Source organism: Amycolatopsis sp. DSM 110486 (assembly GCF_019468465.1).
Lineage (GTDB): Bacteria > Actinomycetota > Actinomycetes > Mycobacteriales > Pseudonocardiaceae > Amycolatopsis.
In genome coordinates, this window is record NZ_CP080519.1 from 10,459,850 (window position 1) to 10,480,975 (window position 21,126).

At 70.4% G+C, this 21,126-nt stretch carries 23 protein-coding genes; 13 read left to right on the top strand and 10 right to left on the bottom strand.

What is annotated here, in order from left to right; all coding sequences use genetic code 11:
• Window positions 1-220 precede the first annotated feature (220 nt).
• Window positions 221-517 (top strand): DUF3040 domain-containing protein, encoded by a 297-nt coding sequence (locus tag K1T34_RS50425; protein WP_220241844.1) that lies wholly within the window; start codon window positions 221-223, stop codon window positions 515-517.
• Between the two features lie 7 nt (window positions 518-524).
• On the opposite strand, the gene K1T34_RS50430 is transcribed toward K1T34_RS50425, so the two are convergent.
• Together K1T34_RS50430 and K1T34_RS50435 are read right to left on the bottom strand one after the other, a co-directional pair.
• Window positions 525-1,640 (bottom strand): acyl-CoA dehydrogenase family protein, encoded by a 1,116-nt coding sequence (locus K1T34_RS50430; protein WP_220241845.1) that lies wholly within the window; start codon window positions 1,638-1,640, stop codon window positions 525-527.
• Window positions 1,641-1,662: 22 nt separating this feature from the next.
• Window positions 1,663-2,145 carry an Lrp/AsnC family transcriptional regulator gene (locus tag K1T34_RS50435; RefSeq protein ID WP_220241846.1) on the bottom strand — a complete coding sequence of 161 codons (483 nt, stop codon included), beginning with the start codon at window positions 2,143-2,145 and terminating at the stop codon, window positions 1,663-1,665.
• 143 nt (window positions 2,146-2,288) lie between these two features.
• Between K1T34_RS50435 and K1T34_RS50440 the strand changes: the two genes are divergently transcribed.
• Window positions 2,289-4,607: a transketolase C-terminal domain-containing protein gene (locus tag K1T34_RS50440; protein WP_220241847.1), complete on the top strand. Its 2,319-nt coding sequence runs from the start codon at window positions 2,289-2,291 to the stop codon at window positions 4,605-4,607.
• Window positions 4,608-4,629: 22 nt separating this feature from the next.
• On the opposite strand, the gene K1T34_RS50445 is transcribed toward K1T34_RS50440, so the two are convergent.
• The 4 genes from K1T34_RS50445 to K1T34_RS50460 form a co-directional block, all read right to left on the bottom strand.
• A complete protein-coding gene (locus tag K1T34_RS50445; protein ID WP_220241848.1) occupies window positions 4,630-5,781 on the bottom strand; it encodes an acyl-CoA dehydrogenase family protein in 1,152 nt (383 codons plus the stop codon).
• Entirely contained in the window at window positions 5,781-6,869 is a 1,089-nt protein-coding gene (locus K1T34_RS50450) for a Zn-dependent alcohol dehydrogenase (RefSeq protein ID WP_220241849.1), read from the bottom strand. The genes K1T34_RS50445 and K1T34_RS50450 overlap by 1 nt, the downstream gene beginning before the upstream one ends.
• Before the next feature lie 34 nt (window positions 6,870-6,903).
• Entirely contained in the window at window positions 6,904-8,322 is a 1,419-nt protein-coding gene (locus K1T34_RS50455) for an aldehyde dehydrogenase family protein (RefSeq protein ID WP_220241850.1), read from the bottom strand.
• A gap of 77 nt (window positions 8,323-8,399) precedes the next feature.
• Complete coding sequence (locus K1T34_RS50460; RefSeq protein WP_220241851.1) at window positions 8,400-9,080, bottom strand: GntR family transcriptional regulator; 681 nt, start codon at window positions 9,078-9,080, stop codon at window positions 8,400-8,402.
• A 109-nt stretch (window positions 9,081-9,189) separates the two neighbouring features.
• Here K1T34_RS50460 and K1T34_RS50465 point away from each other — a divergent pair, with 109 nt between their 5' ends.
• From K1T34_RS50465 to K1T34_RS50480, 4 genes are all read left to right on the top strand, one after another.
• Complete coding sequence (locus K1T34_RS50465; RefSeq protein WP_220241852.1) at window positions 9,190-9,999, top strand: alpha/beta fold hydrolase; 810 nt, start codon at window positions 9,190-9,192, stop codon at window positions 9,997-9,999.
• A gap of 114 nt (window positions 10,000-10,113) precedes the next feature.
• Window positions 10,114-10,500, top strand: coding sequence for a hypothetical protein (locus K1T34_RS50470; protein ID WP_220241853.1), 387 nt, complete (start codon window positions 10,114-10,116; stop codon window positions 10,498-10,500).
• A 127-nt stretch (window positions 10,501-10,627) separates the two neighbouring features.
• Window positions 10,628-11,416: a serine protease gene (locus K1T34_RS50475; protein ID WP_220241854.1), complete on the top strand. Its 789-nt coding sequence runs from the start codon at window positions 10,628-10,630 to the stop codon at window positions 11,414-11,416.
• 93 nt (window positions 11,417-11,509) lie between these two features.
• Complete coding sequence (locus tag K1T34_RS50480) at window positions 11,510-12,916, top strand: MFS transporter (RefSeq protein WP_220241855.1); 1,407 nt, start codon at window positions 11,510-11,512, stop codon at window positions 12,914-12,916.
• A 57-nt stretch (window positions 12,917-12,973) separates the two neighbouring features.
• Here the strand turns inward: K1T34_RS50480 and K1T34_RS50485 are convergent, their stop codons facing one another.
• Window positions 12,974-13,132 carry a hypothetical protein gene (locus tag K1T34_RS50485; RefSeq protein WP_220241856.1) on the bottom strand — a complete coding sequence of 53 codons (159 nt, stop codon included), beginning with the start codon at window positions 13,130-13,132 and terminating at the stop codon, window positions 12,974-12,976.
• Between the two features lie 56 nt (window positions 13,133-13,188).
• Here K1T34_RS50485 and K1T34_RS55050 point away from each other — a divergent pair, with 56 nt between their 5' ends.
• Both K1T34_RS55050 and K1T34_RS50495 read left to right on the top strand, forming a co-directional pair.
• Window positions 13,189-14,085 carry a GNAT family N-acetyltransferase gene (locus K1T34_RS55050; RefSeq protein ID WP_220241857.1) on the top strand — a complete coding sequence of 299 codons (897 nt, stop codon included), beginning with the start codon at window positions 13,189-13,191 and terminating at the stop codon, window positions 14,083-14,085.
• Window positions 14,086-14,446: 361 nt separating this feature from the next.
• Window positions 14,447-14,767, top strand: a complete 321-nt coding sequence (locus tag K1T34_RS50495) for a hypothetical protein (RefSeq protein ID WP_220241858.1) — start codon at window positions 14,447-14,449, stop codon at window positions 14,765-14,767.
• A gap of 602 nt (window positions 14,768-15,369) precedes the next feature.
• Here K1T34_RS50495 and K1T34_RS50500 read toward each other — a convergent pair.
• The gene (locus tag K1T34_RS50500; RefSeq protein ID WP_255638165.1) at window positions 15,370-16,113 is read right to left on the bottom strand and encodes a helix-turn-helix domain-containing protein; all 744 of its coding nucleotides are present in this window, start codon (window positions 16,111-16,113) and stop codon (window positions 15,370-15,372) included.
• Between the two features lie 64 nt (window positions 16,114-16,177).
• Here K1T34_RS50500 and K1T34_RS50505 point away from each other — a divergent pair, with 64 nt between their 5' ends.
• Window positions 16,178-16,747: a TIGR03086 family metal-binding protein gene (locus K1T34_RS50505; RefSeq protein ID WP_220241859.1), complete on the top strand. Its 570-nt coding sequence runs from the start codon at window positions 16,178-16,180 to the stop codon at window positions 16,745-16,747.
• 551 nt (window positions 16,748-17,298) lie between these two features.
• Here K1T34_RS50505 and K1T34_RS50510 read toward each other — a convergent pair.
• Window positions 17,299-17,940, bottom strand: coding sequence for a hypothetical protein (locus K1T34_RS50510; protein ID WP_220241860.1), 642 nt, complete (start codon window positions 17,938-17,940; stop codon window positions 17,299-17,301).
• 220 nt (window positions 17,941-18,160) lie between these two features.
• Between K1T34_RS50510 and K1T34_RS50515 the strand changes: the two genes are divergently transcribed.
• From K1T34_RS50515 to K1T34_RS54385, 4 genes are all read left to right on the top strand, one after another.
• Window positions 18,161-18,604: a hypothetical protein gene (locus K1T34_RS50515; protein WP_220241861.1), complete on the top strand. Its 444-nt coding sequence runs from the start codon at window positions 18,161-18,163 to the stop codon at window positions 18,602-18,604.
• 374 nt (window positions 18,605-18,978) lie between these two features.
• A complete protein-coding gene (locus K1T34_RS54380; RefSeq protein WP_255638166.1) occupies window positions 18,979-19,263 on the top strand; it encodes a hypothetical protein in 285 nt (94 codons plus the stop codon).
• Window positions 19,230-19,865, top strand: coding sequence for a hypothetical protein (locus K1T34_RS50520; protein ID WP_255638167.1), 636 nt, complete (start codon window positions 19,230-19,232; stop codon window positions 19,863-19,865). The genes K1T34_RS54380 and K1T34_RS50520 overlap by 34 nt, the downstream gene beginning before the upstream one ends.
• A gap of 170 nt (window positions 19,866-20,035) precedes the next feature.
• The gene (locus K1T34_RS54385) at window positions 20,036-20,164 is read left to right on the top strand and encodes a hypothetical protein (protein ID WP_255638168.1); all 129 of its coding nucleotides are present in this window, start codon (window positions 20,036-20,038) and stop codon (window positions 20,162-20,164) included.
• 76 nt (window positions 20,165-20,240) lie between these two features.
• Here K1T34_RS54385 and K1T34_RS50525 read toward each other — a convergent pair whose 3' ends face one another.
• On the bottom strand, window positions 20,241-21,071 hold the full coding sequence (locus tag K1T34_RS50525; protein WP_220241862.1) for a hypothetical protein: 831 nt from the start codon (window positions 21,069-21,071) through the stop codon (window positions 20,241-20,243).
• Window positions 21,072-21,126 lie beyond the last annotated feature (55 nt).

The following is a 21,126-nucleotide window of genomic DNA, read 5'->3' on the forward strand; positions in this document are numbered from 1 at the left end:
GACTCCCGACAGTATTAGAACGTGTTTCAGTTTGCAACGAAATCCGCCTGGCCGCCGGAAGTGTTCTACAGGGAGCAGGTGGCCTTCGGGCCACGGAGCACCGCACCGCCCGTCCGGTTTGGCGATTATTCCTGGAAAAGCGGCGCTTGACGTGGGGTGGGCCGGAGGACTGAACTGGTAGGGGCGATCACCCGGCCCGATCCGTCCTGAGGAGGGGGTCATGCTTCCCCATCGTGACCGCAGTGCACTGCGGAAGATCGAAGAAGAGCTGGCCGCGAGCGACCCCGACTTCGTCGCGGCCCTGAGCGCCGGCGCCCCGCCCGTGCGGTCACGCGCGTGGCTCACCACCTTGATCCTCGCCGACGTCACCGTGGTGTTGATGATCGTGGTCGGGCTGCTGGCCGGCAGCACCGGCATGTTCCTGTGGGGCCTCGTCACGATCCCGGTGCTCGTCTGGATCCACCGGTCGATCCTCATGCGCAAGCGCGACCACACGGCCGACGACGCCAAGGCCTAGCGCAGACTCAGAGCATCGCGGTGATGTTCGGCCGGACACCGAGCAGCGCCTTGCCGTAGATCTCGTGGTTCACCGCCGGCTGTGCCATCGCGTGGGTCAGTGCGAAGTTCGCATCGCGCCAGATGCGCTGCAACGGGTGCCCGTCGGCGAACCCTCCCGTGCCGTGCGCCGCCACGAGAATCCCGATCGCGTCGACGACGCTCTGCACGGCCAGTCCGATGTCCCCGTGCACCCGCGCCCGCGCCAGTTCGGTCATCGGTTCGCCGCTCGAGAGGGCCGCGTCGACGTCGTCCGCGGCCCGCGCGGAGTGCAGGTGCGCGGTGTCGATTTTCAACGCGGCTTCGGCGAAGCGCACCTGGAACACCGCCGAGTCGGCTTGGCGCGCATAGGCGGTTCCGGTCACACCTTTTGCCGACGCGGCCTCGCGCACCAGGCGCAGCGCGGCCCGGCCGAGCCCCAGCTGCGGCGCCGCCAGCACCACGGTCAGGTACGGCGCGAAGACTGAAACACGTTCCAGAAGCGCGGCCGTGCGCACGACGCGGTGCTCGGGCACGAAGAGCTCGTCCGCGACCACGGTGTCACTGCCCGTGCCGCGCATGCCGGCGACGGCCCACGTGTGCTCGATGCCGTAGTCGCGCGCCGGCACGAGCGCCATCGCGGGTTCGCCGCTGTCCCCCACGGGAATCCCGAGCAGCGCCCAGCCCGCGTGCGCGATCCCCGACGCGTACGGCCAGCGCCCGCCGACGCGGTACCCGCCGGGCACCCGCTCGGCCCGGGCGGTCGGCGCGAGCGCGCCCGCGATCTTCGCCCGCGCGTCCGCCCCGAAAACGTCCTCCTGCGCTCGCTCCGGGAAGAGACTCACCACCCACCCACACGCGTTCACGAGCGTGAGCACCCACGACGTCGCGCCGTCCGCCTCGCCCGCTTCCGCGCCGATGTCGAGGAGCGTCCGCAGGCTCGCCTCGTGGCCGCCGAAGCGCGCCGGCGTGCCGAGCCGGAACAGGCCGGCGTCGTCGAGTGCTCGCACGGATTTGTCGGTGAGCCTGCGGTCGGTCTCCCCCTGCGCGGCCTCGGCGGTGAGCAGGGGCCGCAGCTCCCGCGCCCGCGCGACAAGATCGTTCACGGCTCCAGTGTGCCCTCGCGGCTCACTTCCCGGCCACGGCACGCTCCAGCAGCGGTGTGATCCGGTAGGGCACCATCTCGCGCATCACGAGCGCGTTGTGCGTGCGCTCCACGCCGGGGATCTCGAGCATCTGCCCCGCGATGCGGTAGAGGTCGTCGGCCTCCCGGGCCACGACGTGCACCAGCAGGTCGGACTGCCCGGTCAGCCCGCGCACCTGCAGCACCTCCGGCACGGCGGCCAGCGCGCGGCCGACCTCGTCGAGCAGCCGCTGCGTGACCTGCACGGTCACGAACGCCGTGAGCGGGTAGCCGAGCGCCGCGGGGTCGATCCGGTGCTCGACCGAGCGCAGCGAATCGCCCTGTTCCAGCCGCGCGAGGCGGCTTTGCACGGTGTTGCGCGAGAGCCCGAGCTCGTCGGCCAGCGCGACCGCGGTGGCGCGCGGGTTGCGGTTGAGCGCGAGCAGGATCCGGGCGTCGGTGGCGTCGAGCCGCTGGCCACTGGGCATGATGCGCAGTCCTCTCGGCGCGCTGAGGCGCGATTCTGGGCGTTCTGCTCACTGAATAGACCATCGGTTGTGCAGCATACCCAGCTCTGTTGGACTGAAGACCGCGTTACGCCCAAGAAGATCGCAGAGAGGTCGTTGTCGTCGTGAGCAGTCCAGCCGCCGAGCGCACACCGGGAACCGCAGCGGACACGGAAGTCCTGCGCGAGGTGCAGGACCGCGTGCTCTGGCTTTCGACCGCGATCATCGACCACGCCAACCGCGTGCGCCCGAACCCGACCGGGCTCAAGGTCGGCGGCCACCAGGCCTCCAGCGCGTCGATGGTCTCGATCATGACCGCACTGTGGTTCGCGCGGCTGCGTGCCGAGGACCGGGTGTCGGTGAAGCCGCACGCCTCCCCCTTGCTCCACGCGATCAACTACCTGCTCGACGGTCTCGACGAGAAGTACCTGACGTCGCTGCGCGAGTTCGGCGGCCTGCAGAGCTACCCGTCGCGCTCGAAGGACCCCGACCAGGTCGACTACTCCACGGGCTCGGTCGGCATCGGCGCCACCGCGCCGATCTGGGGCGCGCTGGCGCGGCGTTACGTCGAGTCGACCACGGGCGGCGCGGGCACCGGCCGCCAGTACTCGCTCGTCGGCGACGCGGAGCTCGACGAGGGCGCGGTCTGGGAGTCGATCCTCGACCCGAACGTCCAGGAGCTCGGCGAGGTCGTGTGGATCGTCGACCTCAACCGCCAGTCGCTCGACCGCGTGGTGCCCAACATCGGCGCCACGCGCTTGCAGGGCATGTTCGACGCGGCGGGCTGGCAGGTGCTCACCGTCAAGTACGGCCGCCTGCTGCAGGAGCTGTTCGAGCGCCCGGGCGGCGAGGCCCTGCGCCGGCGCATCGATGACATGCCCAACCCCGAGTACCAGCGCCTGCTGCGCTGCACGCCGGCCCAGCTGCGCGAGCGCCTCGCGTCGGCCGAGCTGGCCCCGCTGCTGGACTCGCTCGACGACGAGACGCTGCACGCGGCGATCCGCAACCTCGGCGGCCACGATCTGTCGGCGCTGCTCGACTCGTTCGACGCCATCGACGACCGCCGCCCCACGGTGATCTTCGCCTACACCGTCAAGGGCTTCGGCCTCGCGAGCGAGGGCCACCCGCAGAACCACTCGTCGCTGCTCACGGCCGAGCAGCTCGGGCAGCTCGCCGAGCGCGTCGGCACGTCGCTCGACGACCCGTGGCACAAGTTCCCCGAAGGCTCGGCCGCGGCTCGGCTGTGCGCCGAAACAGCGACCAGGCTGCACCGCGAACCCGTTGTCGCCCACGAGGTTCCGGCCATTCCCACCGACATCGGCCGGACGCCGTCGGGCCGCACGACCACGCAGGCGGCGCTCGGCCGCGCGCTGCTCGACCTGACGCGGGAAGCACCCGAAGCCGCGAAGCTCGTGGTGACGCTGTGCCCCGACGTCTCGTCGAGCACCAACCTCGGCGGCTGGGTCAACAAGGTCGGCGTGTGGTCGCCGCAGGAGCGCGTGGACTGGTTCGCCGACGACCCCGAGACCATCCTGCACTGGCGCGAGCGGCCCACCGGACAGCACCTGGAGCTGGGCATCGCCGAGGTGAACCTGGTGAGCGCACTGGGCGAGCTGGGCACCACGTGGTCGCGCTGGGGCCGGCCGTTGCTGCCCATCGGCGTGCTCTACGACCCCTTCGTGGAGCGTGCGCTGGAACCGTGGTCGTTCGGCATCTACGGCGGCGGGCAGTCGATCCTCGTCGGCACGCCCTCGGGCGTCACGCTGGCGCCGGAAGGCGGTGCGCACCAGTCGGTGACCACACCGTCGGTCGGGCTCGAGCAGCCGGGCTGCATCACCTACGAGCCGGCGTTCGCGATCGACGTCGAGTGGACGCTGCTGGCTTCGCTGGCGCGCCTCGGCCGGCCCGACGGCACGTCGGCGTACCTGCGGCTCTCGACCCGGCCCGTGGAGCAGAACCTGGCCGCGGTGCCCACCGACCCGGCCGCGCGTGAACGCCGCCGCCGCCAGGTCGTGGCCGGCGCCTACCCGATCCGCACGGCCGCGGTCGCGCGCCCGGACGTGACGATCGTGGCGATGGGCGCGATGGTCACCGAGGCGCTGGCCGCCGCCGACCGCCTCGACGCGCTGGGCAAGCACGCCGACGTCGTGTGCGTGACGAGCGCGGGCCTGCTCTTCCGCGCGCTGCAGGCGCGCTCGGGCCAGGACACCGCCGACACGTGGATCCTCGACTCGGCGCTGCCGTCCGAGCGCTCCGCGCCGATGGTGACGGTGCTCGACGGGCACCCGCACACGCTCGCGTTCCTGGCCAACGTGCACCGCGTGCGGGCCGCGCACCTGGGTGTGACGCGGTTCGGGCAGTCGGGCGACCTGGAGAGCGTGTACCGCCACCACGGCATCGACACCGACAACATCATCCGCGCCGCGCTGGACGTCGCGGACTGACGCGCCGATCGCCCGCGGCCGGTCAGAGACCACCGCGGGCGATCAGCTGGCGCACGATCACGTCCTGCTGGATCTCGTTGGTGCCCTCGCCGACGATCATCAGCGGGGCGTCGCGGAAGTAGCGCTCCACGTCGAACTCGGTGGAGTAGCCGTAGGCGCCGTGCACGCGGATGGCGTCGAGCGCCACCTCCATCGCGGCCTCGGAGCAGAACAGCTTCGCCATGCCGGCCTCGAGGTCGGAGCGCGCGCCGGAGTCGTACTGGCGCGCGGCGTGCAGGATGAGCTGCCGCGCGGCCGTCAGCTTCGTCGCCATGCCGGCGAGGTGGTTGCCCACCGCCTGGTGCTTCCAGATCGGCTTGCCGAACGATTCGCGTTCCTGCGCGTAGCGGAACGCGTCGTCGAACGCGGCCCGGCCCACACCGAGCGCGCGCGAGGCGACCTGGATCCGGCCGATCTCCAGGCCGCGCATCATCTGCGCGAAGCCGCGGCCCTCTTCCCCGCCCAGCAACGCCGACGCGGGCACGTGACAGTCCGAAAAGGACAGTTCACACGTCTCCACGCCCTTGTACCCGAGCTTGCCCAGGTCGCGCGAGACCTCGAAGCCGGGCACCTTCTCCATCAGCAGCACGCTGATGCCCCGATGCCGGGGCTCGGCCTCGGGATCCGTCTTGCACAGCAACGCGACGAGGCCGGCGCGGCGCGCGTTGGTGATCCACGTCTTGGTTCCGTCGACCACGTACCCGTCGTCGACCCGGCGGGCGCGCGTGCGCATCGCCTGCAGGTCGGAGCCGCCACCCGGCTCGGTGAGCGCCATCGCGGCCCGCAGCTCACCGGTCGCCATGCGCGGCAGGTACTTCTGCTTCTGCTCTTCCGTGCCGTACATGAGCAGCAGCTTCGCGACGACGGTGTGGCCGCCCATCGCGCCCGCGAGGCTCATCCAGCCACGCGCGAGCTCCGCCGTGACGAGCGCGTAGCACGGCGTGGACACCTTGACCTCGCCGTAGGGTTCCGGGATGGCCAGCCCGAAGACGCCGAGCTCCTTCATGCGCTCGATCAGCGCCTCGGGGTAGGTGTCCGAGTGCTCGAGGTCGCGCGCCACCGGGCGCACGTCGCGGTCGACGAACTCGGCCACTGTGTCCACAATGGCCTGTTCCTCGGTGTCGAGCTCCCCCATCAGGCCTCCGCCGCGATCCGGATCAGCGAGCGGGCGCCCTGGCCCGCGCGCATCCGGTCGAACGCCTCGGGCACCTCGTCGAGAGAGATGCGGTGCGTCACCAGGCTTTCCAGGTTCAGCTCACCGGCGCGCACCTCTTCGGCGAGCACCGGGATGTCGCGGTCCGGGTCGGACGCCCCGTAGACGGTGCTGGTGAGCGTGCGCGCGAAGTGGAAGATCTCCAACGGGTTGAAGACCACCTCCTGGTCGCGCCGCCCGACGCCGACCACCGTGCAGTGCCCGCCGCGACGCACCGAACTCCACGCCGTGCGGATCGTCGCGGCCGCGCCCACGCACTCGAAGGCGTGGTCGGCACCGCGGCCCTCGGTGAGGCCGCGCACCTGCTTGGCGAGCTTCTCCTCGCTCAGCAGGAAGTGCGTCGCGCCCGCCGCGCGGGCCAGCTCTTCCTTCTCCGGCGAGACGTCCACGGCGATGATCGGCGACGCGCCCGCGAGCTTCGCGCCCAGCACCGCGCACAGCCCGATGCCGCCGAGGCCGATCACGAGCACCGACTGCCCGCTGCGGACCTTCGCGGTGTTGCGCACGGCGCCGACGCCCGTGAGCACCGCGCAGCCCATCAGCGCCGCCAGGTCGAGCGGCACCCCGTCGGGCAGCGGCACCACGGACTTGCCGGGCAGCACCGTCTCCTCGGCGAAGCCGCCGACGCCGAGCACGACGTTGAGCGGCTCGCCGTCGACCTCGCCACGCGGCAAGGTCGTGATGCCTTCGATCGTGGAGCACAGCCACGGTTCCCCGGCCTGGCAGAACCAGCATTCGCGGCACGCCGCGGCCCAGTTGAGCACGACGCGGTCGCCGGGCTTCACGTGCGTGACCTCCGCGCCGGTCTCGGCGACGATGCCCGAAGCTTCGTGCCCGGGCACGAACGGGTACTGCGGTTTCAGCGTGCCGTCGACCATCGAGAGGTCGGAGTGGCAGACGCCGGCGGCGGCGATCCGCACCCGCACGTCGGCCGGTCCGACGGGCGGCAGCACGATGTCGCGGACCTCGGGCACGGCACCCGGCTCGCGCACGACCACGGCTTTGACCACGGTGTCTTCTCCTTCGTCGCGCTTGAGAACTGGTTCAGAGCTGGATGGACTTGATCTCGGTGAACTCGTCGAGCGCGGGGCGGCCCATCTCGCGGCCGACGCCGGAGGCCTTGTAGCCGCCGAAGGGCGCCAGCGGGTTGTAGGCGCCGCCGTTCACGTCGATCTGGCCCGTGCGCACGCGGCGCGCGAACGCCAGCGCGCGGTCCTGGTCCCCGGACCACACCGCGCCGTGCAGGCCGTACTTCGAGTTGTTGGCGATCCGCAGCGCGTCTTCCTCGTCATCGAACGGGATGATCGACAACACGGGGCCGAAGATCTCCTCCTGCGCGATCGTCGAGTCCGGGTCCACGCCCGCGAACACGGTCGGCCGCACGAAGTAGCCGGTGTCGAGCCCTTCGGGGGTCTCGGCGCCGCCGGTCACCAGCGTCGCGCCTTCGGAGACGCCCTTCGCGATGAACTCCCGCACGCGCTCGCGTTGCGCGGCCGACACCAGCGGGCCGAGCTTCGTCTTCGCGTCCAGCGGGTCGCCGGGGGTGAAGCCCTCGGCGAACTTCTTCGCCAGCGCAACGGCTTCCTCGTGCTTCTCGCGCGGCACGAGCATGCGCGTCCACGCGGTGCAGGTCTGGCCGGCGTTGAGGAAAGCGTTGGAGACACCCACCTTCACGGCCGTGGCCAGGTCGGCGTCGTCGAGGATCACGTTGGCGGACTTGCCACCCAGCTCCAGCGTCACGCGCTTGACCGAGCGCGCGGCGACCTCGGCCACGCGCGTGCCGGCGCGCACGGAACCGGTGAACGACACGACGTCGACCTCCGGGTGCGTCGCGAGCGCCTCGCCGACCACCGGGCCGAAGCCGGTGACCAGGTTGACCACGCCGGCCGGGAAGCCAGCCTCGTGGATCGCGTCGAACAGCTGGTAGGCGCTCAGCGGCGCGACCTCGCTGGGCTTGACGACCACGGTGCAGCCCGCGGCCAGCGCGGGCGCGATCTTGCAGGTGATCTGGTGCAGCGGGTAGTTCCACGGCGTGATCGCCGCGACGACCCCGGCAGCCTCGCGCACGATCAGCGAGTTGCCGACCTTCTCCTCCGGCGCGTCTTCGCCGAGCAGGTCCACGTACGTCTGCACGTCGGTCTGCGGCAGCGCGGCCTGGATGCGCGTGGCGATGCGCAGCGGCGTGCCGACGTCGCGCGCGATCGTCTCGCCGATCTCCTCGGCGCGCTTGGCGAGTCCTTCGTGGAGCTTGCGCAGCAGCTCCGCGCGCTCGGCCCGCGTGGTGGCCGACCACGCCGGGAAAGCCTCACGCGCCGCCCGCACCGCTCGGTCGACGTCGTCGGCCGAGCCTTCCGGGATCTGCGCCTGCACCTGTTCGGTGGCCGGGTTCTCGACGGCGATCGTGGCGGCTCCCGCCGCCGGGACCCACTCGCCGCCGATGTACAGCACGTTGCGCTCTTGCACCGAGTCTCCTTCGACCGGGAACCGCCTTCGCGGCGGATTCTATAGAAAACTCCGGCGGTGTGCCCAGTGCGGATTCGTCACTCGCCCGCCAGCACGCCCTGCGCCGCGAGGAAGTCGAGGAGCAGATCGCCGGCGAGCCGAATGTGCGCGCTCATCGCGGCGCGCGCCGGCGCGGTGGCCCCTTCGCGCAGCGCGGCGAGGATCGGCTCGTGGCCGTCACGCGCGGCGAGCGGCCAGCCGGGGATGTCGGCGTAGGCGGTGAACGGCACATACCGCAGCGTCAGCGACAGCATCCAGGTGAGCTTCGGTGCGGCGGCGGCGCGGTTCACGCGGCGGTGCAGCTCGAAGTCGGCGCGTTCGGTGGCGTCGAGATCTCCGGCGGCCACGGCGCGTTCCAGCTCGTCCTGCAGCTCGGCCAGGCCGGCGAGGTCCGCGGCGGTGAGCCGCCCCGCCGCGCGGGCCGCGAGCTCGCCGGAGAGGTAGGCCTGCGTGTCGTAGAGGTCGGTCACGTCCTGGCGCGTCACCGGCACCACGCTGAAGCCGCGGCCGGGCCGGAAGTCGACCATGCCCTCGCCGGTGAGCGACATCAGCGCTTCGCGCACCGGAGTGGCGCTCACGCCGAGCTGTTCGGCGAGGTGCTCGGTGCGCAGCCGTTCGCCGCCGCGCACGGCGCCGCTCATGATGAGGTCGCGAACCTGCTTGGCCACTCGCGGGCTCAGGCGCTCCCCGGGCTGCCGCGTCTGTCCGGCTTCTGCCACGAAACGACCACCCTGCGGGGCTCCGGCGATGATTCACGCCATCGTAGCGCCGGACGATCCGCCGTGCGGCCGCTACCGCGCGGACGCCACCCGGCCTAGCGTTCGCCGCATGGAAACCCTCGACGCGGGCAGGCAGCGGATCGCCTATCGCACCAGTCCCGGTTCCGGCCCCGCCGTGGTGTTCGTGCACGGCAACTCCTCGTCCTCGGCGGCGTGGGCGCGGGTGCTCGACGGCCCCTTCGGACGGCGGTTCCGCGTGCTCGCACTCGACCTGCCGGGCCACGGCAAGTCCGCGCGCGCCCAGGACCCGGCCACCTACTCGATCCCCGGTTACGCCCGCGTGGTCGCGGACTTCGCCGAAGCGGCGGGCGGCGGCGACGCCGTGCTCGTCGGCTGGAGCCTCGGCGGGCACATCGCCCTCTCGGCCTCGACGCGGCTGCCCGGTGCGCGCGGGATCGTCGTGCACGGCACACCGCCGGTCGCGTCGCCGACCGACCTCGCCACGGCGTTCCTGCCGAACCCGGCCGTGGCCACCGGGTTCACCGGCGAAGTGTCCCGAGAGGACGCGACGGCGTACGCCCGCAGCCAGCTCGCGCTCGGCTCGTCCCTGCCGGTCGACGCGGCGGTCGCCCACATCCTCGCCACCGACCCCGAGGCGCGCGCGGCGCTCGGCCGCAGCCTGCAGAGCGTCGAGAACGCCGACGAGCGCGCGATCGTCGCCGGCTCCCGCGTGCCGGTGGCGATCCTGCACGGCGCCGAGGAGCAGCTGGTGAACCTCGAGTACCTGCGCACCGTCACCTCGCCCCGGTTGTGGCGCGGCGAAGTGCAGATGCTGCCCGGCGCCGGCCACACCCCGCAGGACGAGACCCCGGAGGCGTACGAGGCCGTGCTCACTGCGTTCCTCGACGATCTTCGGTGATCCGGACCACACGGAGAACCTCCGCCGTCACCCCGGGCGTCTAGCCCGGAAGGTCCCGCGCCGTGGGGCCGTCCGGCCGATGTCCGAAGTGGACACCCGAGGAGGGAGAACGCTGTGGGGAACAGGAAAGCGGTGCTGGTTGCGGCCGTGGCCGTGACGCTGGCGGCGGCGGGCACGATCGGGATCACCACCGCGTCGGCGAGCGGCGACCAGCCGCCGGAGGGCGCGCGGGCCACCGTGCACGTGAGCCCCAACCCGGCCACCGCACGGGGCCAGGAAGTCACGATCACCGGGAACTGCGGCGGCGGCACCGGGCTGAAGTCCGTGCTGGGCGGGCTGCCGGACCATCCGGCGCTCGTCGACATTCGCGTCGCCGACCCGAACCCGGCGCACTACCGGGCCACCGCCCGCGTGTCGGACCTGATCGGCTCGGGGGTCGGGCCGGTCCTGGTCGACTGCGGCGGCGAAGCGGGCGTGACACTGCTGGTGACGCGCTTCTGAGCCGGACCCGGGGGATCCCGGCGGTGGGATCCCCCGGGCCGGCACCACCGTTCGGCACCGCTGTGAGGTTGCTGTGCATCCGGGCGCTCGGCGTGCTTTGCGCCTGAAAGCGTGCTGACCTGGACGGGTGGTGATCAACGTTTCCCGGGCGGCGCTGGCGGTGTCGGCCGCCGCGGTGCTGGTGCTGACGGGCGGCGCGGCGGTGTCCGCCTCGGTCGCGGACTCCGGCGGGCTGCTCGGCAGCGACACCGTCGCGAGTGCGGCCGTGCCCTCGTCGCCTGCACCTGCACCTGCACCTGCGGCCACCGACGCGGTCGGCGCGTTGTTCTCCGGGGGCAAGCACTTCTGCTCCGCCAGCGTGGTCCACAGCCCCGCCGGCGACCTCGTCCTCACCGCCGCGCACTGCCTCGGCGGCGGTACCGAGGGCCTGACGTTCGAGCCCGGTTACCACGACGGCGTCGCCCCCTACGGCAGCTGGACGGTGACCGCCGCGGCCGTGCCGGCGGGCTGGACGGCCTCGGCCGACCAGGACCTCGACTTCGCGTTCCTCACCGTCGCCCAGCCCGGCACCGCCGCGTCGCTGGAAAGCCTGACCGGAGCGAACCAGCTCGGCGTCGACCGGGGCTTCACGAACCCCATCACGCTCACCGGCTACCCGGACACGGCCGACGCCCCGGTCGTCTGTGCGAACACCACGACCCAGTCCGACACCTACCAGCAGCGCGTGGAATGCCCCGGCTTCCCCGACGGCACCAGCGGCGGCCCGTGGGTCACGGCGGCCGACCCCGCGACCGGGCTCGGCACGGTGGTCGGCGTGATCGGCGGCTACGAGCAGGGCGGCGACACCGCGGACGTGTCCTACAGCGCGTACTTCGACGACGACATCCAGCGGCTCTACGACTCCGTCGCCGACTGAGCCCAGCAGGTAACAACCAGCACAGTCTCTTGTGAGGACCGACTCCCGCCAGCTAGGTTGCCTTTGCCAACCGAGCTCGACGGGAGCCCGTCCATGTCCCCAGCCCCGGTCCGTCCCGGCGCGGTCCTGCTCGTGGTCTCGGCCGCGACGTTCCTGGCGAGCCTCGACCTGTTCATCGTCACGGTCGCGTTCCCGGCCATCCGCACGGCCTTCACCGGCGCCGACCTCGCGACGACGTCGTGGGTGCTCAACGGCTACACCGTGCTCTTCGCCGCCTTCCTCGCCCCGGCGGGCCGGCTGGCCGACCGCTACGGCCGCCGGCGGCTGTTCCTGCTGGGCGTCGCGGTGTTCACCCTTGCCTCGGCCGCGTGCGCGGCGGCGACGTCGATCGAGCTGCTCGTGGCGTTCCGCGCGCTACAGGCGGTGGGCGCGGCGCTGGTGATGCCGACCGCGCTGGCCCTGCTGCTCACCGCGTTCCCACCCCACCGGCGCTCGATGGCGGTCGGGGTGTGGGCGTCGATCGGCGCGGTGGCCGCGGCGCTCGGTCCGCCGGTCGGCGGCCTGCTGGTGGAAGCGTCTTGGCGCTGGGTGTTCCTGGTGAACCTGCCGATCGGGGTGCTCACGCTCGTGTTCGGCCCGCGGGTGCTGCGCGAAACTCGCGACGGCACCACCGGAGTGCCCGACTTCCTCGGCGCGCTCGGCCTGCTCGTCGGCGTCGGGGCGCTCGCGTACGCACTGGTCGAGGCGCCCGACCGCGGCTGGGGTTCGCCGGCCGTGCTGATCGCGTTCGTCGTCGCCGCGGTGGCGCTGGCGTGGGTCCCGTGGCGCTCCGCGCGCCACGCCGTGCCGGTGCTCGACCTGCCGGCGCTGCGCGTGCCGACGCTGTGGCTGGCGTGCCTCGCGGTCGCCGTGTACTCGGCGGGCTTCGGCGCGATGCTGTTCGGCAACGTGCTGTTCCTGACGTCGCAGTGGCACGACTCGATCCTCGTGGCGGGCTTGTCGCTGGCGCCCGGCCCGCTCGTGGTCGTGCCGATGTCGCAGCTCGCGGGCCGCCTCGCGCACCGCACGGGCCCCGGGCCGGTGATCGCGGCCGGCGGCCTGGCCATGGCGCTCGGCGTGACGGTGTGGCTGCTGCGCATGGGATCCGAACCGGCCTACCTGACGGCGATGCTGCCCGGGCAGCTCCTGACCGGCGCCGGCGTGGGCCTCACCATGCCGAGCGTCTCCGGCATCGTCGCCACGGTCCTGCCCGCGGCCCGCTGGGGCGCGGGTTCCTCGATGATCAACACCAGCCGCCAGATCGGCACGGTGCTCGGCACCGCCGTGCTCGTCGCGATCTACGCCGGCACACAGGACCTCGCGGCCTTCCGGCGCGGCTGGCTGCTGATCCTCGGCACCGGCGTCGCGACGTCCTTGGCGGGCCTCGCGATCGCCACCCGCCGACGCACGGACCACGTACCCGAGGGCGCGGCGGAGCCCACTCTCGCCACGCGAACTTGACCTGGAGTGAGTTCCTAGCCTCGAAGCCATGATCGTGACACAACAGCTTCCCCGAGATCATGCGAGCACGACGTCGCCCGGCTGCGCGACGTCGTGCTCGACGGGGAGATCGTCGCGCTGGACCTCGTCGTGGCTTACCAGAAGGTGACCGTGACGCTCGGCTGCGCAGGTGTTGGATAGGCCTGGCCGGCGCATCAGGAGACGGGAGTTGTCCATTGGGTGAGGTTCGTCGGGTCACTCTTGATCCCTCGCAGGTCAGGCCGGGATCGACGTTGAGGCCGATCGCGCGTTTTGTGGTGGAGCGCGACGGTGTGGAACAGGCGTCGGCGGTGTTGGGGCGGGCGGAGATCTTCGAGCGCGAGCCCCTCGAGTACGCGGTGGCTCGGCTGTCCTGGGCAGAGGGCGGGCTGGGTGCCGCACGGGCCGCGGTGACCGCAGCCGTGGACGCGGCTCCGCAGGGCGTCTCGGTCTACCTGCCCGTCGCGGTGAGCTCCGACCACGCCGCTCGCCGCGACGTCGCGCAGGCGTGCGGGTTCGAGTTGTTCCAGGAGAAAGAGGGCTTCCGGTGGGCCGATACCGGCCAAGCGCTGCCCGAGCCCGTCGGCCTGCGACTGGAGCCGATGTCGCGGATCGGGCAGGAGGCGTTCATATCCGTGATCGGGCGGTGCGTGGTCCAGACCCTGGACCGAACCGACGCCCTGGTGTTCGGCCGGCACCAGCCCCAGCAGTGGGTCACCACGTTCCTGGACCACCACGCTTCTGCCGCGGACGCCCAGTCGTGGCTGTACGCCGAGACGACCGGCGGTGTGCCGGTCGGGTTCGTGGGCCTGGCCCAACGGGAAGGTGATCCAGGGGTGGGCATGATCGTGCTCATCGGTGTCCTACCTGAGCAGCGCGGTCACCGCTACGTGGACCAACTCCTGCTCGCGGCCTACCGCGCCGCCCGCGCGCGCGGCTTCGCGGCGGTGCAGTCCCTGGTCGATGTGGACAACCACCCGATGATGGCGGCGATGCTCCGCTCTGGCGCGGACCCCAACGCCGATCCATGGCACAAATGGCTCTACACCACCTCGCTGCCGACGGCGAAGCCTTCGTCGCCGGCTCTCTGCTCTGAGGCGTCATCGCCGATAACTACCGGCCCAGCCGCTTCGACGTCATCAGCGCCCTAATCCGCCTCGCCGGCATCGCCGTCATCATGTGCGCCCGCGCGGCTGAATCCAGGAAACACCCGAGGTCCGCGTCGCGCTGGATACGCTATGGCGGCGCAGTAGATCGGGAGCGCGAAGTCGGGGGTGCCATGAGTCGGCCGTTGCTGTTCCTCGACGTCGACGGACCCCTGAGCCCGTATGCGGCCAAGCCCGAGAAGTGCCCCGAGGGCTACATCACCCTCCACGTGCCGCAGGAGGGTGGGCCAGTTGGAGAACCCAGAAGACTGGGACCCACATGAGGCCACCGCGGCTATGGCTCAACCCTGATCACGGGCGAGCGCTGCTTGCTCTCGACTACGACATCTGCTGGGCCACAACTTGGATGAGTGACGCGAACAAGTGGATCGGACGTGTGCTTGGTCTACCTGAGTTGCCATTCGTCGACTTCGGCAAGGCCCTGCTCAACGAGCGCGCTGACGGCGTTCATTGGAAGTCCGAGCCGTTGGTCGCCTACGCTGACGGCCGGCCGTTCGCTTGGGTGGACGACGAGCAGGGCGACGCGGATCATGCATACGTGGCTGCCAACCACCGCGCACCCGCCTTGCTCCACCACGTCAATCCGCGGATCGGTCTGCGGAACAACGACTTCGCTGGCCTGGCAGCCTTCGCAGCATCCATCGACACGTCGACGGGGACTCTCTGAGCGGCTAGCAGCCAGCATTGGTTCAGAGAAGCCTGCATACGCCACCCAAGCCTGCGGCCAGGTGTATTTGGCCAGCACGTACGTCCTGGTGCAGCCGTCCCCGCTCGGCCGGGCCGCACGCATGCCCTGGATCGCGAGGAAAGTCGCTTCGTCCACGAGAGCCGGATGGGTGACCTGCTCCGACTCTGCTCCACCTCCTGCCGTCATCGTCGACGTGGCACGCGGTGGTCGGTCGGAGCGGTTGTTCTGGTGCCGTATCGATTTCGAGGACGCACGCAGCCCAGCCGATCGGCAACCTGCGCCGGTGTTGCCAAATCCTTCATCGGCTCACCTTGTGGACGTGCCGCCATTCCGCCCCGAAACTCGGGGCATCGCCGAAGAAACCGCAAGCACGCCAAGGCGGATGCTCTTTTGTTCACCTACATGCGACCTGGGCGAACCCGGCCCAGCCGTCCCGACCCGTCCCAGCAATGGCACACCTCACGCGCACGCTCCTGCTCCGAAAACATCGGTCGGGACAGGTGGGCATGTCCCCTGCACCATCCACCTGCCGCCCGCACGCGCGCCGGGACGCGACCCACACTCAAATCCGGGGAGGCGGACTAATACCTCTGCGCGTACCAGGTCGGTGGCTCGCCGAACATGCTCTTGAAGTCGCGGATGAAGTGGCCCTGGTCGGCGTAGCCGAGATCCGCCGCCAGCGCGGCCCAGTCGATCGCCCCGCCGGCGGCCATGCGTGCGGTCACCTCGTGCAGGCGGTAGCGGCGGATCACCCACTTGGGCCCGATGCCGACGTACTCCGCGAACAGCCGTTGTAGCCCCCGCATGCTCAGCCCAAGCTCGTCGGCGAGGCGTTCGACCCTGGTCACGGCCTTGTCCTTGGCGATCAGCTCGACTGCGGCCACCGCCTGGCGCACCCGGGGATCGTCGTCCGGCAGGTGTTTCAGCAGGAACGCATCCACGGTCGGCACGTCGAGCGTCGTGGGCAGATCCGGGCCGAACACCTCGGTCGCCGGGACGACGCGGTCGGTGATCGTCGAAACGGAGGCACCGAGGAACGAGCGGAAGCAGCCCGCCCGGAACGCGACGCCGAAGACGTGGTCGCGGCCCCCTAGGACCTTGATCCGGTAGCCGCTGCACACGCCGTTGACATCCGCGCGGCCGCCGCCGAACGACAGGTGCACGTTCGGGTACGGCACGATCTTCTGCCGGTAGGGCTCGGCGTAGTCCCAGCGAGCCTCCCAGTACCGCTCCACCCATGGCGCGAGCGCCGGCGACGGGTCGTGGAACGCGTGGCGCTGATACGTGGTCCACCCACTCCGCAGCTCACGAACATCCCGCTCCACAAGGCAGAGTGTATGTCGCCTTTGTTCAATACCCCTCCGGCCCGCGCCGCCTACCGTCGCCGCCATGTCACAACTATCCAACGCGGCCGAGGCCATGGCCGCGGTCGCCCGCACCATCACCGACGACCAGCTCTCCAACAAGACTCCGTGCACGGAATACGACGTGCGGGCACTGGTCAACCACCTCCTGTTCTGGGGCCCGTCGCTCGCCGGCGCCGGCCGCAAGGAGTCCGTTCCGCAGCCGGCGGCCGCCGAGTCCGATGTGGACCTGGCTGCCGGCGACTGGCGCGGCCGCCTGCTCGCCCTGCTGGACGACATCACATCGTCGTGGGCGCCGCCGAGCGCCTGGGCGGGCGAGACGAGCATGGGCACTCCGCACACGCTGCCCGCGCCCGTCATGGGCGACATGATCGTCGGCGAGCTGGCCCTGCACGGCTGGGACCTGGCGGCCGCGACCGGGCAGCGGCTGGAACTGCCCGCCGACCTGCTGGCGCACCTGCACGACACGGTGTTCGCCGGCGTGGAGCAGGGGCGGGAGATGGGCATGTACGGACCGGAGGTCGCCGTGCCGGCCGACGCACCCACCTTGGACCGCATCCTCGGCCTGACCGGCCGTGATCCCGCCTGGACGTAGTCTCCGACTGGTGATGTCGGCAACATCTGGCGCGAGCTGTCGAAGCGTGGTGCGGTGGCTTCGACGTCCCGGCCGAAAGTAACCGAGCAAAGAGACAAAGGCCGACATCGACGCGATGGCCGGCGGTCAGTGCGTAGCGAAGTCACCGCGGACGGATACTTCTACGCCTTCGCCAATGATGCCTGGGGCTTCCCCGACCGGAACCAAGACAGCGTCACACTCACCATCGGCCGGCTCAACTGACCACGGCCTGGATCCAGAAGAAGTCGAGATGTGCGGAATCCCCGTGTGCATGACACGACCGCCGAGGCGGATGGTCTTTTGTTCACCTACATGTGACGTAGAGAACGTGGCCCAGCCATCCCGATCCGTCCCAGCAACGGCACACCTCACGCTCACGCTCTAGCTGCGAAAACATTGGTCAGGACAGGTGGGACACGTCCCTGCAACCCCGTCCCAGCTGTCCCTGACAGCCGGTCAAACGCCTCTTTCGTGACGTGTCCGGCTGGCATTTCGACGCCTGCTACCGGAGGGCCGAACAGGTGTGGTGGTCACTTGCTCTCCAGCCGACCGATCGCGTCGAGGCGCGCGAACGCGGCCGCTGCCGCCGGCCACGCCGAGGTGTCGGACGTGAGGGCGTCGCGCAGGAATGCCCAGCTCATCCGCTGGATCACGGCCACGCGTTCCGGGTCCTCGTCGGTGGTCTCGACGGTGTCGTAGCCGGTGACGCCGCCGAGCATGTGCTCGCCCCCGTGCAGGGTGAGCAGCGACTTCGGTCCGGGTGCTTGGTGGTAGGCGTCGGCGTGGTAGCCCGGCCCTCGGTCGGTGAGCTCGGGCGAGTCGTCCCGGTCGCCGACGATCACGAGCGTGGGCGTCGTCATTTTCTCGAACCCGGCCGTCCGCAGTGCGGTGAACCGCTTCGCCATGTCCGTGAGGTGATCGTCCCCGGCGCCTGTCGATGCGAGGAGGACGCCCGCCTTGACCCGGTCGTCGAACGCGCGGACGGTGTCGCCGTCCTCCACCACGTGTGCGCCGAGGAGCATACTCGCCGTCTGCCCGCCCATCGAGTGCCCGGCGACGGCGACCCGGCCGCGGTCGACGCGCCCGGCGAGCCCCGGTACGGCGGCCCCGACGAGGTCGAAGTGGTCCAGGATGGCGCGGCGCACAACTGCTGGAACGACTGGAGTCGTCACTCGACGAGCTTTTGCAGGGCGCGCGAGTCACGGGGGCGATGGGGGACGGAGCGAGCGCGATGGATCTCCTGCGCGCGGTCGCACACCTGTGCACGCCCGGCCCGTCGCACATCGACTACACCCGGCGCATGATCACGCTATTGCTCACCGGACTGCGGCAGGACCCGGCGACACAACGGGCTAAAAGGACTACCCCTGAGCGTCACCGACGTACCCGCGATTGACCACCGACGCCTCGACCGCCGCCCTTCCTTCGACGGAACCGCAGCAGTCCGGGCGCAGCGCAAGGCTTGCCGCGAGTACGCGAACCGCTTCCGGCCCTGTCGAGTCAGTCGACATGATCGAACCGCGCGACTTCGCGCGGCCCTGCTCTCAGAAACGATCGTTCGCGAGAAACACGTGGCTGATCAGCGACGAATTTTTGGACGATAGCGATACCGCCGGTATCGTTTACTCGAGAGAAAGGTGGTCTCTCACGGAAAATCCAGAAGCTGACCTAGCAGGAATGTACCCGAAGTTATCCGAATGGAACAAAACGAGTACTCCTCTGATAATTAAATTGAGCGAAGAATACGGCGTGCCCGCCGGCCGCCGCTACGGCTTCCAACACGGCACCGTCACTTGGACCAGCGCCAGCGGAACCACCCAAATCACCTACAACTGACCCTCGCACTGCCGAAAAGAGCCTGCCCCGGAGCACCCCGGTGTGCAGAAGAACATTCAACGCGCCAGCAGCCATGTCCAGGATGAGCTTGCGTTCGGTGATCTTCAGCTTCCCGGAGCGCATATCCTCGAACACCCGCACGCAGACCGGACCGAGCGCGTCCCGGCTGGTCGATACCTCGGTCAGCATCGACGAGGTCATGAGGTGTAAGCCCGGCCAGGTCCGGTCGGGCTTGGAGCTGCCGTATTGCCGGGAATCCAACGATCTGGGCGTCTTCGGGTCGAATGGCGCCCCGAATCGTGACCGAAACGGCGTAACCGCTAGCCCAATCCGGCGATAGTGCGGGTGAACCAATAACCTCCCAGGGGGACTGCATGCGCAAGACCACTTTCGTCGTCGCCGGAGGCGCCGCGCTGGCGCTCGTGCTGACAGGCTGTGGTGCCAAGAGCCAGACCGGGACGGCATCGGCCCCCGGCGACAAGCCGGAGCTGGGGCTCGCCGCACCGTTCAAGAACGTGCTGGAGCTGGTAACCGCCTCGAAGCAGGGCACGCAGAAGTCAAAGTCGGCGAAGGTCTCGATGGAGATGAACGCGGGAGGCAAGACGGTCACGGCTCAGGCGACTACTTGTTCCAGCCGGGCAACATCGAGCTTTCGCTGACTGAGACCGTCGAAGGCCAGCAGGTCGAGGTGCGGGCCGTCGACAAGAGCCTGTACCTGAAAATTCCCCCGGGTGAGGCGAGCCAGATCGGCACCGACAAGCCGTGGATCAAGATCACGCCAGGTGCGAGCGACCCGCTTTCGCAGGCGATGTCGGGCACCTTGGGTTCGACCTCCCAGGCGAGCGACCCGACCGAGCTGCTCGACCGCATCGCAGAAGCCGGCCAGATCCTCAGCTCCGACCAGACCACTCTGGACGGCGAGAAAGTGAACCACTACAAAATGGACCTCGATCTCGACAAGGCGCTGGACCAGTTCACCGTGTCGATGCCGGCCGCGGCCAGGGCCAAGGTCGACCAGCAGCTCAAGGGCAAGCACGTCATGCTCCCCGCCGAGCTCTGGGTGGACAAGAACCAGCTCCCGCGGGAGATCACCTTCGACGAGACCGCGCTGATGCAGGCCGCGGGTGCTGGCGCGGGCACAACCGGCATAGGCAAGGTCACGCTCAAGTACAGCGACTGGGGCGCCCCCGTCACCATCACGGCTCCGCCGGCCGACCAGGTCACGGACATGAGCGAGATCGTGAAGAAGCTGGGCGGCTGACCACTTCCATCGCCGCGAAGGGCGCCTCGACCACCGTCGAGGCGCCCTTCGCACTACTGCCGGCAGTACCGCCCGCGGGGATAGACCAGAACCTCTCCTCCTTTTTTGCCTGGTCGAGAAGCTGGAAACCAGGCTCGGCCAGCACTTGCCAGGTCAAGTCTTCGAATGTCTTGTTCGCTGTCCAGCTCGACGCGTTGGCCAAGCAGCAGAGAATCCGCGAGTTCGCGTTGCACCCCGGGCCGATCGCGACGCCGCTGCAGCGGCACCTCTCGCGTGAGGAGATGGTGCAGCGCGGGTAGATCGACAAGAAGGGCAACCTGATCGCGAAGTTCAAGACGCCCGACAGCGGGCTGATCCGGCGTCCGAAGTAGACAGTCAGCGCGAGCTGGGCGGCGTGGCCGGCACCTGGTGCAACGTCAGGTTCTGCCCGACGGACGGGTCGGCCGTCCACGCACCCGACTCGGCCGTCCAGGCTTGGCCGGCGAAGGTGACCTTGTCGACGCCCACCGTGGCGGCGCGGGCGACCAGCCAGGTGCTGATCGCCCAGCCCTGGGCGGCCGGGTGGGCGCCGCTGAGGCGGGCCGTGCCCAGCTCGGCGCTGGCGGTCTTCACGAGGTCGGCGGTGGCGGGGCCGACGGTGATGTTGCGGCAGGTCAGCGCGGCCGGGATCTGGCCGGTCAGCGCGCTCGCCGCGGCGCGCGCGACGGGTTCCCACTGGGCGTAGGCGTTGGGTGCGGCGGAGCGCTGCACCGCCTGCGCCGCCTCGGTGATGGGCATCGACTCCCAGCCCGAGAGCTTGGCCAACTTCTCGTAGAACGCCGTGGCCGCGTAGACCGGGTCCTGCAGCTGCGCCGGTGTGCCCCAGCCCTGGCTCGGGCGCTGCTGGAACAGGCCGACCGAGTCGCGGTCACCGCCGCTGAGGTTGCGCAGCTTCGACTCCTGCAACGCGGTGGCCAGCGCGACCGTGACGGCGTGCGACGGCAGCCCCTCCTTCGAGGCCACCGCCGCGATCGTCGCCGCGTTGCTCATCTGCTCGGGCTGCAGCGTGTACTGCGTCGGATCCTGCTGACCCGGCTCCTGCGGCAAAGTGACCGTGCACCCGGGTGTCGCGACGCTGCCCCGCGACAGCACCACCACCACGACGACCACGGCCACGAGGACCACGACGACCGCAGCGATCGCCGCCTTGACCCCGCACCCGCGCACCCGTCCTCCCCCACCCTTCGCCGAGACCTGTTCGGACAATTCTGCCCGGAGGACC

Coding starts and splice junctions, on each gene's coding strand:
- K1T34_RS50505 (WP_220241859.1), top strand. CDS start 16,178: ATGTCACAACTATCCAACGCGGCCGAGGCCATGGCCGCGGTCGCCCGC.
- K1T34_RS50465 (WP_220241852.1), top strand. CDS start 9,190: ATGGAAACCCTCGACGCGGGCAGGCAGCGGATCGCCTATCGCACCAGT.
- K1T34_RS54380 (WP_255638166.1), top strand. CDS start 18,979: ATGCGCAAGACCACTTTCGTCGTCGCCGGAGGCGCCGCGCTGGCGCTC.
- K1T34_RS50480 (WP_220241855.1), top strand. CDS start 11,510: ATGTCCCCAGCCCCGGTCCGTCCCGGCGCGGTCCTGCTCGTGGTCTCG.
- K1T34_RS50495 (WP_220241858.1), top strand. CDS start 14,447: ATGAGTGACGCGAACAAGTGGATCGGACGTGTGCTTGGTCTACCTGAG.
- K1T34_RS50445 (WP_220241848.1), bottom strand. CDS start 5,781: ATGGGGGAGCTCGACACCGAGGAACAGGCCATTGTGGACACAGTGGCC.
- K1T34_RS50435 (WP_220241846.1), bottom strand. CDS start 2,145: ATGCCCAGTGGCCAGCGGCTCGACGCCACCGACGCCCGGATCCTGCTC.
- K1T34_RS50425 (WP_220241844.1), top strand. CDS start 221: ATGCTTCCCCATCGTGACCGCAGTGCACTGCGGAAGATCGAAGAAGAG.
- K1T34_RS50485 (WP_220241856.1), bottom strand. CDS start 13,132: ATGGACAACTCCCGTCTCCTGATGCGCCGGCCAGGCCTATCCAACACC.